Origin of the sequence: Methylomonas koyamae (genome assembly GCF_001644025.1) — a bacterium.
Classification (GTDB): domain Bacteria; phylum Pseudomonadota; class Gammaproteobacteria; order Methylococcales; family Methylomonadaceae; genus Methylomonas; species Methylomonas koyamae_A.
The window spans coordinates 14,714-28,588 of sequence record NZ_LUUK01000205.1 but is presented as its reverse complement, the minus strand read 5'-3'; the positions used below and the strand labels follow the sequence as shown (position 1 = coordinate 28,588).

Sequence of the window (13,875 nt, the reverse complement as noted above, 5' to 3'; positions counted from 1 at the left end):
ACCTCGCAAACTTAAGAACAGGATTTAGGAGCACCGCCGTTGTCGCCGGTAGTGAACGACGAACCGCAGGCGCAGCTCTTCACTGCGTTGGGATTGGTAAACTTGAACCCGGAGCCTTCCAGGCTATCGACGAAATCGATCGACATGCCGTCCAGTTTTGGAAAGCTGAGTGGATCGACAAACACTTTGACTTCGCCGCAATCGATAATACTGTCATCGGGATTTTCCTTGGCTTCCAATCGCAAGCCGTAAGACAAACCGGAACAACCGCCATCGGTAACTTCGATGCGCAGTCCGCCGGTCGGCTTGTCGGAACTGCTGATAAAACGACCCACGGCCTTAATTGCGCTTTCTGTTAATGTAATCATGTTCTTGAGTCTCCTGAGAACGGTTTGGCATTGATCTTGTAACTCGTTAATGCAACCAGCATGCCATGCCCGCCAATTTCGGCAAAAAGGCTGATTTTGCTGGATAGCAGGCCGCCGAAAACCTCGATTCGGCGAGCCGTTTCGCAACAATGCCGGCCTATTTGTCGGCTTTGCTACAAACAAGATTGGAGAAAAAAATGAACGTAGAAGATTTGGATTTGGGCGACGTGGTTTATGCGGCTCATAGCATCATAGACGACGGCAGCATGCCGGAAGGCGAGGAAGGCGCGGTCCTGGCCGAAGCCGGCGCTCGCGGCGTGATCGTCATGAAGGGCCACGTCGAGGAAGACCCGTCGCTGACCGTTTTTCTGGTGCGCTTCGAGGACCAGGAAATGAATTTGGGCCGCCCGATAGGCTGCTGGAGCGAAGACTTGGTCGTGCCGGAATCGGAGGCCGAAGCGGTCACCCATCACTGAACCGCAACCATTCCATATCGTACCGGCGAATGAAATACATCGGCGTAGCAGCGGTTCCGGCCGCGATTGACGGCGTTCCGACACCGGATTGGCGATTCCGCGCCGCATGACTTTCATCGCCACTCGTTAACCGAACCGAGCCCTTACCGCCCCATGCCCAACGCCACCGCCGTCATTGCGTACCACAACCGCACCAAACACCAACTCAACGCCTACGCCAAAGGCCCGGAGTCGCTGGACTGGGACGACCAGCCCAGCCCGTTTCGGCGTTTTGCCGATTGCGATATCGTCAAACTACCGTTACCCGGCGCTGAGTTGGCGTGCCGCTTTGCTGAGTTGGACCGCCCCGAAGCCATAGCCCCTCGGCCCGTCTCACTGGAAAATGTCGGACTATTGATGGAACTGGCCTTCGGCTTGTCGGCCTGGAAACAATTCGGCCCGGACCGCTGGTCGTTGCGCTGCAATCCGTCCAGCGGCAACCTACACCCGACCGAAGCCTATCTGATCAGCACCGACCCCGAGCTGCTAGGCCCCGGCGTCTACCACTACGTCAGCCACGACCACGCGCTGGAACGGCGGGCGGCGTTTAGCGCGGACGGTTGCGAGCCGGCGCTGTACCTGGGCTTGTCGTCCATCCATTGGCGGGAAGCCTGGAAATACGGCGAACGTGCCTTCCGCTACTGCCAACACGACATCGGCCATGCGCTAGCGGCGCTGAGCTACGCGGCCGCCGGGCTGGGCTGGCGCGTGGAATTGCTGAGCGAATGCGGCGACGCCGACATCGCCGCTTGGTTGGGCCTGGATCGGGCCGACGACTTCGTCGCCAACGAGCGCGAGGCGGCCGACCTGTTTTGTCGCATTCACGCCGACGCGCCAAGCACGGCCGATTTCGATCCGGTCGCGTTGTCGGGTTGCCTGCAAACGGCGGAATGGTTCGGCAAAACCGGTCGGCTGAGCGGCCGGCATTTTTACCGCTGGCCGGTGGTCGACGAAGTCGCCGAACACGCGTTGAAACCGCCGACGCCGCCCGAGCGGCAAACTTGGCCGGCCGCCGACCTGCCCGCGCCCAGCCGTGACGATTCGGCCAGCCGGCTGATTCGCGGCCGCCGCAGCGCCCAACACTTTAACGGCAAATCGGCGCCGCTGCCGCTCGCCGATTTTTACCGCATCCTCGCCGCGCTTCTGCCCGGCGCCAAACCGCCGTTCACGGCCTGGAACTGGCCGGCGCAAGTGCAATTGTTCTTCTTCGTACATCGGGTGGACGGTCTGGAGCCGGGACTGTACTGTCTGCCGCGCGCCGGCGAACTCGACGCGCTGAAACAAGTCTGCTCCGCCGACTACGTTTGGCAGCGCGTCGAAGCGCCGTTCGAGTTTTACTTGCTGACCGCCGGCAACGTCCGCCAAGCCGCGAAAACCCTGTCCTGCCACCAACCGATTGCCAGCGACAGCGCCTTCAGCTTGGGGATGTTGGCCCGCTTCGCCGCCAACGTCAACGCCGAAGCCTGGCGCTACCGGCGGTTGTTTTGGGAATGCGGCCTGCTCGGCCAAATTTTATACCTGGAAGCCGAAGCCGCCGGCGTACGCGGCACCGGCATCGGCTGCTTCTTCGACGACGCCGTGCATGGCGTTCTGGGCTTGCAAAACGACGTTTGGCAAAGCCTCTACCACTTCACCGTCGGCGAACCACTGGACGACAACCGCCTGCAAACCTTTCCGGCGTATGCGCATTTGAGTGATCCGGGGGCACCTTAGAGCTTTTGGGGATCGCGAAAATGCTGTTTGAAACGATCAAAGATGCTATCTGACAGTCGAGAAAGGATTTTCTCCTCGGAGAATGAAAAGACGGACAGAACAGTTTAACCCCGATTGAGGACAGTCCTTCCCCATAAATGGGTTTTGCCGAAGACCTTCATAGGGAAGTTAGACAACCGATAATAGAGATGTTACGTTACTGAGTAAATTTACTCAGTAACGTAACATGAAATATACCCGCCCCCAGGAAGCCCTGCTCAAAACCCGCCTTGGCGACCCGGTTCACTTCATCAATTTACTCGCCGGCCCTAGGCAAGTCGGCAAAACCACCATTATCCGTGACATCGTTGCATCCGTGCCGACGCAAGGCTATTACGTGTCCGTGGACGATGAGCCAAGCAACGTTTCGTATGGGAAAAGCAACTTAGCCGCAGCTACCTCTCCGCCCCAGAGGAAGGATAAAGCCTGGTTGGCATTTCATTGGCAGGAAGCCAGAAACCGCGCCGCCGCCTGGCTTAAAACCACACAACGCGACGAAGCCTTTGTGTTCGCGATAGACGAAATCCAAAAAATCGAACACTGGTCCGACATCGTTAAAGGCTTATGGGACGCCGACCGTGCCAACGGCGTGCCGATGCATGTAGTGTTGCTGGGTTCCGCGCCGCTGTTGATGCAAAAAGGCCTGTCGGAAAGTCTGGCTGGACGTTACGAAACCCTGCCCGTCAGTCATTGGGGCTTTGCCGAAATGCAAGAAGCTTTTGGGTTGACGCTCGAACAATACGTCTACTTTGGCGGCTATCCGGGCAGCGCCTGGCTGATAAAAGACGAAACCCGCTGGAGGCGCTACGTGCGCGACAGTTTGATTCAGCCCAATATCGAAAAAGACATCCTGCAAATGGTGCGTATCAAAAATCCGATGCTGCTGAAACAGTTGTTCGAACTGGGTTGCCATTATTCCGGCCAGGAGCTGTCGTTGACCAAGATGATAGAAGCCATCATTGAAGCCAAACACACCGAGACTCTGGCCGACTATCTGCATTTGCTGGCGGAAACCAAACTACTGGCCGGCCTGCACAAATACGCCGGGCAGGAAGTCCGCAAGCGCAATTCCGCACCCAAGTTGCATGTGTTCAACACCGCCCTGATGTCGGCGCTGCAGGATTACAGCTTTGCCGAGGCTCAAGCCGACCGCAGCTATTGGGGCCGCTTGGTGGAAAGCAGCGTCGGCGCGCATCTCTTGAATACCTGCGACGAAGACACCAAACTTTACTACTGGCGCGAAGGCAATCAGGAAGTCGATTTCGTGCTGGCCAAAGGCAAGAAACTGACGGCGATTGAAGTCAAAAGCGCACCCAAGCCGGTGGTATCGGCGGGATTGAACGTGTTTGCCGAAAAATATCCCCAGGCCAGAAAGATTCTGGTGGGCGCGGGCGGCGTGCCGCTGGCGGAGTTTCTATCTCAACCTGCCGACGACTGGCTGGAATAACAAATGTTGCAGTACCGCGTACTTCGAACCGTCACCGAAAAACCAACGGAAGATATCCCAGTAGAGAGCCGTCCTATCGCAGACTACAGGGATCGTCCAGCCTATGTATTGCTGGGCGAACCGGGCGCTGGGAAATCCACGTTGTTCGAAGAGGAAGCAACGCTTACCGGCGGGCGTTGCATTTCCGCCAGAGACTTTATCGATTTAGATAATGACGATTGGCGCAATAAAACTCTATTTATTGACGGTCTCGACGAAGCACGGGCCGGTAAGGACGACGCGCGAACGCCATTGGGCGCCATTCGCGGCAAGCTCAATAAATTAGGCTGCAAACGGTTTCGTATTTCCTGCCGGGAAGCGGATTGGTTGGGGGATTTTGATAACAAAGATTTAGCCAAAGTCAGCCCATCTCAAGAAATCGTTCAATTGTATTTAAACCCTTTAAATTCCGTTGACGTTAAGACGATACTCACGAACGATAAGCGTGTCGGCGATACTGATAGTTTCATCGAAAAGGCGGAGCGCATCGGCCTATCCGGCTTGCTGGAAAACCCGCAAACCCTTGATATGTTGATCGAAGTGGTCAAGGGTGGTGTGGATTGGCCGAAGACCAAGCAACAGGTATATCGCCTAGCGTCGGAAAAGCTAGCGACGGAATTCAACGAAGAGCATCGGGTCGCCAAAAAATCCCCCTTGAATATTCCAAGCTTGCTTGATGCGGCTGGCTTGCTATGCGCGATTCAATTACTCGCCAACCTGTCGGGCTTCAGCGAAGGTAACGCCCAAGCGGGGCGCATCAGCCTTGACTCCCTCGACCTTCCCCCTGCGCCCCGTGCCGCCTTAAAAACCCGCTTGTTCAGAAAGGTGGGCGACGAATACAGCTATGTACATCGTAGCGTCGCGGAATATCTGGCGGCCGGCTACATAGCTGGCAAGATCAAGGACGGCTTATCGGTCAATCGAGTGTTGGCGTTAACGACCGGCGTGGATGGTGGCATCGTTGCCGCATTGCGCGGTTTGATGGCCTGGTTAGCCGTATTGTCGGAACCGGCGCGTGATCCTTTGATTGAAATCGATCCTTTAGGTGTGGTGCTGTATGGGGATGTGCAGTTGTTTTCTCCGGCAACCAAAGTAAAACTGTTGAATGCTTTGAAAGCAGAAGTCACAAAAACAAGCTATTCGCGCCACGAATGGGACGACCGATCTTTTGCTGCCATCACAACAAGAGACATGGTGCCGCACTTATTGGGGCTACTCAATAACCCTTCGCGGGAACAACCGGAGCAAAGTCTCTTAGATTGTGTGTTAGATGGTTTATACCACGGTGAAGTGATCGAAGAACTTAAGCCCGCGTTGTTAGCCACAATTAGAGATAGTTCTTACTGGGAAGGTATTCGCGTTCGTGCATTACAGGCGTTTATGCACCAATACCCACAAGACGCGAGCAGTTTATTGACGCTCGCCGATGAGATTCGTCAAAACAAAATTGAAGACAACAAGCGACTTTTGGGTTTATTGCTCTATAAATTGTTTCCGGCTTTTATTCCTGCCAGTGACATATTGCAGTATTTAAAGCCAATTAGAAATGATCATTTAGTGTCACACTACGATGTCTTTTGGCGAAATGAATTTAGCACGCGTGTGGCAGATAAAGATTTGCCAATTGTTCTTGATCAATTAGTAGGGCTTGGTGTCAATTTACTTAAAATTTCACCCGTACAAGACCTATTTTCAATGGCTGGCGAATTACTGACTAGGGGAATAAAAACACACGGAGTATTGATTTCAACTGAAAGATTATATGACTGGCTATGCATTGGACAGCATGAGCACCACGCTAAATTACGGAATGAACATAAGCAGAAAATCCGAGAATGGCTTGAACAACAGCCGGCTATTTATTTATCGATTTTCGAATTAGGCTTGCAAAAAATAGCTAAAAATACCAATAAGTTTAGCCACGAGCTGTATAAAAAAGTAGGGTCTCTTCTTTACGGTGCTGCCGCGCCTAACAATTTCGGATTGTGGTGCTTGGAAAAGGCCGAAGATTGTGACGATTCTCAAATCGGTAGAGAGCTCGTTCGCCAGGCTTTTATGACTTTAATAAATGAGATAGGTAATCATGGATTATCGCTTGAGTATTTTCAGGAATGGATAATTCAACATAATAAATTTAGTGAGTTATTCGAATCGTTAATTTTTAATCCTATCGAAGATTGGCGATTTGAAGATGCACAGTCCGAAAACCATTGGGAAATGGAGCGAAAACAAGAGTTAGAAGAAAGATTGGCATTTTTTAAGCAGCATAAAACTGAAATCAAGGAAGGCAGAGCCAATCCACATGCCTTTCATCATCTTGCATTGGCATACTTTGACCATTTTAGCGGTGTCAATGGAAGCACCGGAGAAGAGCGTTTATCGGACTTCCTGAACAACGACCCTGAGCTGATAGAGGCTGCAAAAAGCGGGTTACAAAAAATATTGGATAGAACCGATTTTCCTGAACTCGATGAGATATTTTCACTCGCCCTAGAAGACCGTGAACACTATATTCGCCTGCCTTTCTTGGCATGCATGGAAAAACTTTATCAAGAAAGCCCTTCCATATTACTTAACTTAAGCCCCGATTTGATCAGTAAGGCTCTAGCGTTTTGGCACACCTACGGCTGCGGAGACGAGCCTATATGGGTTAAACCGTTAAGCTTATTGCATAAAGCTTTAACCGCTAAAGTATTAGCTGCCTATATCGGCACCATGTTGAGCGGAAAAAAACAACATATTAACGGCCTTTACCAATTGGCATATGACGAGGACTATCGAGAAATTGCCAAACTGTCGGTTATTCCTCTTTTAAATAAATATCCTACTAGAGCCATTACACAACAGGCTCCACATTTGGAGTGTTTACTAAAGGCGAGCATTAGCTGGCTAGATAAAAATGAGCTATTGGTACTAATCGATAAAAAGTTGGCTTGTAAGGGTATGGATGTAGCCCAGCGTATCTACTGGCTGATTACCGGATTAATTATTCGACCGGAAAAATATCAGGATTTATTCAGAAAGGAATTGATCGGTAAGGCTGAACGCATCAATCATTTATCCGCTTTTTTATGCCCAAGCTGGAAGATAAGAAACGAAACTTACGCACTAGCCGCTTCGGCAGTCGGTTTGTTAATTGAACTGTTCGGGCCTCGTTGCTCGCCGCGCATCGAAACAGGCGCTCATTTTGTTGGTAGAGCCGAAAATGAACGAGATTATGTTCGATACTCTCTGAATTTGCTTGCGAGCGACCCAAGCGAAAGCAGTTCGGAAATTCTTACTTCTTTATTATTGCAACCAAAACTGACCGCTTGGCACTCACTAATCCGCGACGCCCAACAAGCCCAACAAATCAGCCGCCGGGAAGCGCTGTATAAACACCCTGACGCATTCCAAGTTATCGAAACGTTGAACGACCGAAAGCCGGCCAACGTCGCCGATCTTTCGGTGCTGGCGTTGGATTGTTTACAGCAATTGGCGGCGGAAATGCATACGAGCAATACTAACCGCTACCAACATTTCTGGAACTTAAAGGGCAAAGAAACTTTAGTCCCCACAGAGCCTTACCCGGAGAACGACCCTAGATGCGAAGAGGTTGGTCGCAATTATCTGGTTGATCTCCTCAAGCCGATGCTACTGAAATACGATGTCAATGTCGAACCGGAAACATTGCAAGCCAACGAGAAGCGCGCCGATCTGAAATTGTCCTTCATCCATGAAGGCCGAGCTTATTACCTGCCCATCGAAATCAAGCGCGATTATCACCGCGATTTGTGGAAGACCATTCACCAACAATTGATACCGCGCTACACCATCTCACCGGAAACCGAAGGCCGTGGTTTGTATTTGGTTCTGTGGTTTAACTTTAAAAAGCTGCCGCTCCATCCGCAAGGCTTGCTGCCACCCAAGTCAGCCCGCGAATTGGAGGACATGCTGAAGGCCACATTGACACCAGCGGAACGAAAATTAATCGACGTCTTCGTGCTCGACGTTTCGGCGACAACGCCGTCGAAACCAAGCTGAATATGTCTGAAGCCGACTCCCTCCAATTCCCGGCTCTTAAATCTTAAACAATCCACAAGACGGTTGCGGCAATCCGGTAGGGCAACGTTCGTGACCGGTGACTAACCTTAAGCCCTGACGTCCAACCCGCCCGGCAACGGCATGCCATCGATGCGTTTCAGTTTGGTCAGTACCGATTCCAGAAAATCGGTATTGGTGCCTCGACTTTTGTCGAAGGCGATGGCGCCTTCGATTTGGCCGAGATAATCGATCTTGACGTCGGCGCGGGCTTGGGGATCGGCGTTTGCGAACAGGTTGCCGTGCATCATCGGCGCGATGTCCAGCAAGCCGTCCACGCCGGCCTTGATCAGCGAGTTGATTTCGTTCAGCGACACGTTGCGTAGATCGACCGTACGCGTTGCGTTCGCAGCGACCGGCGTTGCGCCCGCTTCGCGGCTGGTTACGTTGGCCGGCCGGCTGTTGCCGGCTTGGGCGGTATAGGCGGCAAGGGTTTGCCCGATCGTGGCAATGTTCATAGTGAGCTCCGGTTAATGGACTTGCGGATCGTCCGGTCTGAGGCGAATGTTGGCCGGACGGCAGCCGGCGCTTGGAAATCCGTCAGCCAATTGCATGCCACTTTCCCAGAGCAAGCTGCCCAACAACGGCAATTCCGCGCGGCACCAAGCCGCGAACCGGGAATAGCGGAGATCATGCCGTCAGCGCCAGCCCGGCAATATCCGTCGCCGTCGTCATCGCACTTCACCTTTGGGTTTATCCCCCTCATCCTGCCCTCTCCCGCGAGGAGAGGGTTCTGTTTCGACTTTTACGACGGCCTCCACCGGGGCTTTTACGACACGCTCCGTGGGCGAGGGAGCGGACGCGCCGAAATTTGAAATGCGCAAGGCTATTCGGCGTCTACCGCGTCGGCCGCCGGCAGCCAGCGGCTCAACAAGGCGTACAGCGCCTCGGGATCGACCGGTTTATGCAACACGACATAACCTTCCAGGTCGGCTTGATGCAGCGCCGGGGAGTCGAATTCGCCGCTGATCATCGCGCCGACTGCGGCTGGGCAACGTTCCAGCAAGGCTTGCAGCAGTTCGAAACCGCTTTCGCCGGAGCGCAAGCGCTGGTCGCAAAAAATCACCTGCGGTTCGAAGCCGCCGGCCAGCGCGGCGAAGGCCTCGCCGCCGGACCCGACGCAGACGGTTTCCACGCCCCACGCCGCCAACATGGCTTGCCAGGCGCCGCGTACTTGCGGCTCGTCGTCCAACACCAGGCAGCGTCCGTTCAAGGCCCCGCCCCGCCCCGCCGGCGAAAAATCGCGGTCGCGGGTCGCCGCTCGCCGTTCGACGATGTCGGCGCTCGGCAATTGCAACCAAAACCGCGAGCCCTTGCCTTCCCGCGAACTCAAGCCTTGACTGGCCCCCATCAGATCGGCGCACCTTGCCACCACCGCCAACCCCAGGCCGTGGCCGGCGTTGTCGATGCGCCAAGCGTGCTCGGGCCGGAAGAACGGCGAAAAGATGCGTTGGCGGTCGTCCTCGGCAATGCCCACGCCGGTATCCCACACTTCCACTCGCCAGCCGCCGCCGCGTCGGCGCGCCGCCAGCAACACGCCGCCGTGTTGGGTGTAGCGCAGCGCGTTCTGCATCAGATTAATCATGGATTGGCGTAACAAAGTCGAGTCGGCCCGCACCAGCGCGTTACCGGCACCGACGCGCACCCGCAATTGGATGTCGCGGGCATGGGCTTCCTCGCGAAACAAGGTGGCAACGTCGTTCATCATCGGTTCCAGCGCCACGGTTTGCAGATTGACCGGTTGGGCGCCCAGTTCGATGCGCGACAGGTCCAGTAGCGAATTGAACATCTGCGTCACCGATTGCACGCTCTGTTTGAGGTCTTGCAAGGCCGGACTGAGCAGCAAATCCCGGTTGCGACGAGAGATGGATTCGATCAAGAACCCCATCGCATGTACCGGCTGGCGCAGATCGTGGCTGGCGGTGGTCAAAAACTGGTTTTTGGCCCGTAGCGCTTCCTCGGCCTGCTCCATGGCCAGACGGTAACTTTCCGCGAGTCTGGCGCTATCTTCCTCCAGTTTGATCTGTTGCAAGAAAAAGCCGTGGGCAATCGACGAATGGCGGTGTATCGACAATACGTAGCTGAGGCACAAGGGTAGCGTCAACGGCCAGTGCTCGGGAAAGGTCCACGGCGTCAGCAGCGTACAAACGCCCCAACTGGCGGCGAAGAAGCGTTTGAAGGCGCTGAATACCGGCGATTGATGGGTAGCGTTGGCCGCCATCACCGCCGCCAAGCTCATGTACAGCGTCAACGCGAATTCGAACGGCACCCGGCCGGCGACGACCAACACCAATGCGGTCAACCCGAAGCCGTGCAGCAGCGCCGTCCTCAGGACTACCGGCAACCATTCGGCCACCGCGAGCGCCGGATCGAGTTGCGCGCGATCGCGCAGATATTGGCGATGCAGCCGCCGAACCGCGACCACGGCAATCGAGTAGGATGCGGTCCACATCAACAAACCCCAGGGGTTCCGGTCCAGTTGGTATTTCCAATAAGCGAAGGGCAAACCGACGAAAGGAATAATGGTAATGCTGTAGACCAAGCGGTTTAAGGTCATATCCAACAAGCGCGCCTGACCGTCGGGGCTGATGTCTGCAAAACGTAAAGGGTCGGCGGCAGTTGAATCAGAGAGCGCCGACTTCATTACGAACCTTCCAGTTTTCTGCCGCGCAGCATGGTAATCACCTCGATCCGATTGCGGGCACCCAGCCGTTCCAGAATACCGGTGACGTGCTCTTTGACGGTTTGTTCGGACAACGACAGGTTCAAGGCGATGCGTTTGTTGGGCAAGCCCTTCAACATCATCGCCAGTACCTGGCCTTGACGGGCGGTCAGACCCAGCTCGGCGGCGGTGACCGGCAGCTCCTTGAGCGGCTGATTGATACCGGTCGCGGCAAATGGACCGGTGTGAAACCAAGTGTCGCCCCGCAGCAACGCGGCCACGGCGCGGCCAAAAATATCCGGCGCTTCCTGCTTGTGCAGAAAACCGTCGGCACCGGCTTCGCGCACCTTGCCCGACACGGCCGAATTGTCGTCCGCGCTGATGGCCAGCAAACGCGTCGCTGGGCATTGCCGTTTCATTTGCACGAGTAAGGGTAGCGACGCACCTTCCGGCAGCCAAAAATCCACCACGGCCAACGACGGCGGCTGGGCGGTATCGAGAACTTCCCAAAACTCGGCGATGCTGGACACCGGCCGCGCCTGACCAAAGCCGCAATGCGATAGCAAAAAATCGGCGATGCCGCTCGCCAACAGCGGGTGGTCGTCGATAACCAACGCGCTTGCCGAATTTGTCACATTCAATTCTCCCCAATGGTCGACAATCTCGTTCGGCATTCTCCGCCGAACAAGGCTGTCGCTAAAACATGCAAAATGATTACATCTTAACAATAGCCGGCGTGTCCCAACACCCTACTCCGGTAGGGTTCCGCCGCCACGCCGCGCTTCCGATAATGTCGCCCACTCATGTAGCCAATAGCCTGGTTTTCGGGTATCCGCATCCGTTCAAAAACGGCTGTTTGGCGGAAGTTTTTTGGCCTTGCTGATTTATAAAACAATTAATTAGAGCAGCTAATGCCGAAGGTACGACAAGTTACGAATTTTATAAGACATTCGATGCCGTATGCATCACTAAGGCCTATCGATTAAAAGGAGGCGCGGTGAGACCTTGCTTTCTATCGTTATCGGTTGTTGTTTTAACGATTAGTTGGATGTGCTTTAGGTTTTCACGCCAATGACAAGGCTAATTCATGAAAAATGTTATGACAACAATTGCCGCGTCCATGCTCTGTTCATGTGGTTTTATGACGCCGGCCAAGCAATATGCGGGCGACAGTCTGGGACCAGACGAGATTGCGGTAATCCAAAGTGTTGTGGGCTCCCCGTTTGCCGATGCTTATCATACGACCATCATCGGCTATTCGAAGATTGAACCCACCGGCTCCGGCGAACGGAAGGAATTTGGCTGGCCGGGTTTTACGGACTACCCCAGCGAAATTCATCTCCTGCCTGGAGAGTATGAAATTCAAGTCTATTGCTTTAAAGGGTTTTCGAGTCGTAGACCCAAGAAAACGCTGGTCCTACAAGCAGGTCGAATCTACCGGCTCAAATGCGATGTCCGAAACGATCAGGCGCTCATCACCGTGAGCTTGCGAGTCAACTAGCCCGCTAGGGTAGTCGGTGTTTACGCAACATTTAACGCGATCTACGATTCTTGCTCAGTCGAAACCCATTTTCCGAGACCAACGCGCTGTTCCGCTTGACGTTACAAGACCGACAATAGCCGGCTCCGATGGTTGAAACAGCGCGGCGCAGGTTTGCCTCATGCCTGATCGTGTCTCTGTTGATACATCTTGGGCTAGCGTCGGCGTTGACCGATATATTTCGACCGAGGAAACCGGCGGACCGGTTGCCGGATCGCTTGGCAGTGCTACCAGTGGAATTCAAAATCCTACATTTAGCGGAAAATGGCAGGGACAATCAGTCGCCGCCAAGCTTGCCTGCTAAGATGGCGGGAGGCAGATCAAGGGCTCAACCCAAGCCTGCGCCGATTTTGACGGCCTCGCCACGGCAAGCGATTAACGTTGCACCGCGGACCGATAAGTCAGCTAACCCCGCACATCCGGAGCCTCCCAAACTCGACCTATCCAAGGTATTGAACGACGTGCGTCAAGTCGCCCGAGAATCGGCGGAGCATAATGGAGAACAGAAATTCGATCGCCGCAAATTGGCAGTTAACCCGGAAAATCTTCACGCTCCGGATAGCGGGCCTAAGGACGTAATAGAGACTTATACGCTTCCCAATGGTTACCAGCGCCGATGCGCCGTCACTGCGGACGGCAAAAAGCAATGTATGAGTAAAGAAGCGGATGACGACGGCATTTGGAACGCTAAGATTTATGTACCGGACTCGCTGCCGTCCGACGGCAAATCCGTCGAGTTTGCTCGACGTCTACAGCAGGCTGTCGGAAAACATTAGCGCTGTCGCTCGGCTTGATGAAAACTGATGACTTAGGGTCGCATCGTAATTTCGATTCGGCCGATGTAGGCTTCGGCCAATTGCACGGCGCTCGCTAACGCGAGCCAGCCGAACAACACGCCTTCGGCAACGCGTTGGATCAGTCCCCTGTAGTCCGCCAGACAGGGGATGGCAAGCGACACCAGAACCGTCAGTACCAGTGCGCCGGAAATCTTCAAAGGGATTGCGATGCGGGAGCCCGGAATGCGCCCAAACAGCAGCAAAGCCAAACCGCCTCCCAGGTATTCAAGCGCACCGAATAGGTTATGAATTTGCTGGCGCCAGGAGCCGATCAGCGGGGAGCCGGGATCGCACGGGAATAGCGCGCAGAATACATAAGCCGTTCCCACCCAGGAAAATGCCAGTAATCCTTCGCGTAGACTGGGGTACTGCTCGAGCATGCGGTACTGGCAGACCAGTGCTAGCCATTGCATCAAGCCCACCGGCAGGAAAAGTCCGTAATTGATTTGGTCCGCCAATGGCGTTCCGAACGCAGCCAATTCGCTGACTGTCTGGCGCGCGGCGTCGTAGTTGGGTAGCGTTTGGGCATAGTGCCAGTTTCCCCAAGCCAACAGGCCCGAGGATGCCAGTCCCAACCAGCCGGCATGGCTACTAAGTGGCAGTTTCATTTGTCTGGGCTACCCCTGTCGGCAGATC

11 protein-coding genes are annotated in these 13,875 nt (G+C 54.5%); 6 read left to right on the top strand and 5 right to left on the bottom strand.

Going from position 1 to position 13,875, the window contains the following annotated elements; all coding sequences use genetic code 11:
- Positions 1-11: 11 nt before the first annotated feature.
- Positions 12-368, bottom strand: a complete 357-nt coding sequence (locus A1355_RS20415; RefSeq protein ID WP_064031129.1) for a HesB/IscA family protein — start codon at positions 366-368, stop codon at positions 12-14.
- A gap of 197 nt (positions 369-565) precedes the next feature.
- On the opposite strand from A1355_RS20415, the gene A1355_RS20410 reads away from it, so the two are divergent.
- From A1355_RS20410 to A1355_RS20395, 4 genes are all read left to right on the top strand, one after another.
- A complete protein-coding gene (locus A1355_RS20410) occupies positions 566-844 on the top strand; it encodes a nitrogen fixation protein NifZ (protein WP_064031155.1) in 279 nt (92 codons plus the stop codon).
- 153 nt (positions 845-997) lie between these two features.
- A complete protein-coding gene (locus A1355_RS20405) occupies positions 998-2,596 on the top strand; it encodes a SagB/ThcOx family dehydrogenase (protein ID WP_064031128.1) in 1,599 nt (532 codons plus the stop codon).
- Positions 2,597-2,822: 226 nt separating this feature from the next.
- Positions 2,823-4,082 (top strand): ATP-binding protein, encoded by a 1,260-nt coding sequence (locus tag A1355_RS20400; RefSeq protein WP_064031127.1) that lies wholly within the window; start codon positions 2,823-2,825, stop codon positions 4,080-4,082.
- Positions 4,083-4,085: 3 nt separating this feature from the next.
- Entirely contained in the window at positions 4,086-8,144 is a 4,059-nt protein-coding gene (locus A1355_RS20395) for an NACHT domain-containing protein (protein WP_064031126.1), read from the top strand.
- 107 nt (positions 8,145-8,251) lie between these two features.
- Here the strand turns inward: A1355_RS20395 and A1355_RS20390 are convergent, their stop codons facing one another.
- From A1355_RS20390 to A1355_RS20380, 3 genes are all read right to left on the bottom strand, one after another.
- The gene (locus A1355_RS20390; RefSeq protein ID WP_064031125.1) at positions 8,252-8,659 is read right to left on the bottom strand and encodes a hypothetical protein; all 408 of its coding nucleotides are present in this window, start codon (positions 8,657-8,659) and stop codon (positions 8,252-8,254) included.
- A gap of 368 nt (positions 8,660-9,027) precedes the next feature.
- Positions 9,028-10,845, bottom strand: coding sequence for a hybrid sensor histidine kinase/response regulator (locus A1355_RS20385; RefSeq protein WP_064031124.1), 1,818 nt, complete (start codon positions 10,843-10,845; stop codon positions 9,028-9,030).
- Entirely contained in the window at positions 10,845-11,498 is a 654-nt protein-coding gene (locus tag A1355_RS20380; protein ID WP_071156053.1) for a LuxR C-terminal-related transcriptional regulator, read from the bottom strand. The genes A1355_RS20385 and A1355_RS20380 overlap by 1 nt, the downstream gene beginning before the upstream one ends.
- A 452-nt stretch (positions 11,499-11,950) precedes the next feature.
- Between A1355_RS20380 and A1355_RS20375 the strand changes: the two genes are divergently transcribed.
- On the top strand, positions 11,951-12,364 hold the full coding sequence (locus A1355_RS20375) for a hypothetical protein (RefSeq protein WP_064031122.1): 414 nt from the start codon (positions 11,951-11,953) through the stop codon (positions 12,362-12,364).
- 272 nt (positions 12,365-12,636) lie between these two features.
- The gene (locus tag A1355_RS20370; protein ID WP_139306142.1) at positions 12,637-13,179 is read left to right on the top strand and encodes a hypothetical protein; all 543 of its coding nucleotides are present in this window, start codon (positions 12,637-12,639) and stop codon (positions 13,177-13,179) included.
- Positions 13,180-13,211: 32 nt separating this feature from the next.
- Here the strand turns inward: A1355_RS20370 and A1355_RS20365 are convergent, their stop codons facing one another.
- Positions 13,212-13,847, bottom strand: a complete 636-nt coding sequence (locus tag A1355_RS20365) for a DUF998 domain-containing protein (protein WP_064031120.1) — start codon at positions 13,845-13,847, stop codon at positions 13,212-13,214.
- Positions 13,848-13,875: the final 28 nt, after the last annotated feature.

Excerpts from the sequence above, each read along its gene's own strand:
- A1355_RS20415 (WP_064031129.1), bottom strand. The coding sequence starts at position 368 with ATGATTACATTAACAGAAAGCGCAATTAAGGCCGTGGGTCGTTTTATC.
- A1355_RS20410 (WP_064031155.1), top strand. The coding sequence starts at position 566 with ATGAACGTAGAAGATTTGGATTTGGGCGACGTGGTTTATGCGGCTCAT.
- A1355_RS20405 (WP_064031128.1), top strand. The coding sequence starts at position 998 with ATGCCCAACGCCACCGCCGTCATTGCGTACCACAACCGCACCAAACAC.
- A1355_RS20400 (WP_064031127.1), top strand. The coding sequence starts at position 2,823 with ATGAAATATACCCGCCCCCAGGAAGCCCTGCTCAAAACCCGCCTTGGC.
- A1355_RS20395 (WP_064031126.1), top strand. The coding sequence starts at position 4,086 with ATGTTGCAGTACCGCGTACTTCGAACCGTCACCGAAAAACCAACGGAA.
- A1355_RS20390 (WP_064031125.1), bottom strand. The coding sequence starts at position 8,659 with ATGAACATTGCCACGATCGGGCAAACCCTTGCCGCCTATACCGCCCAA.
- A1355_RS20385 (WP_064031124.1), bottom strand. The coding sequence starts at position 10,845 with ATGAAGTCGGCGCTCTCTGATTCAACTGCCGCCGACCCTTTACGTTTT.
- A1355_RS20375 (WP_064031122.1), top strand. The coding sequence starts at position 11,951 with ATGAAAAATGTTATGACAACAATTGCCGCGTCCATGCTCTGTTCATGT.
- A1355_RS20365 (WP_064031120.1), bottom strand. The coding sequence starts at position 13,847 with ATGAAACTGCCACTTAGTAGCCATGCCGGCTGGTTGGGACTGGCATCC.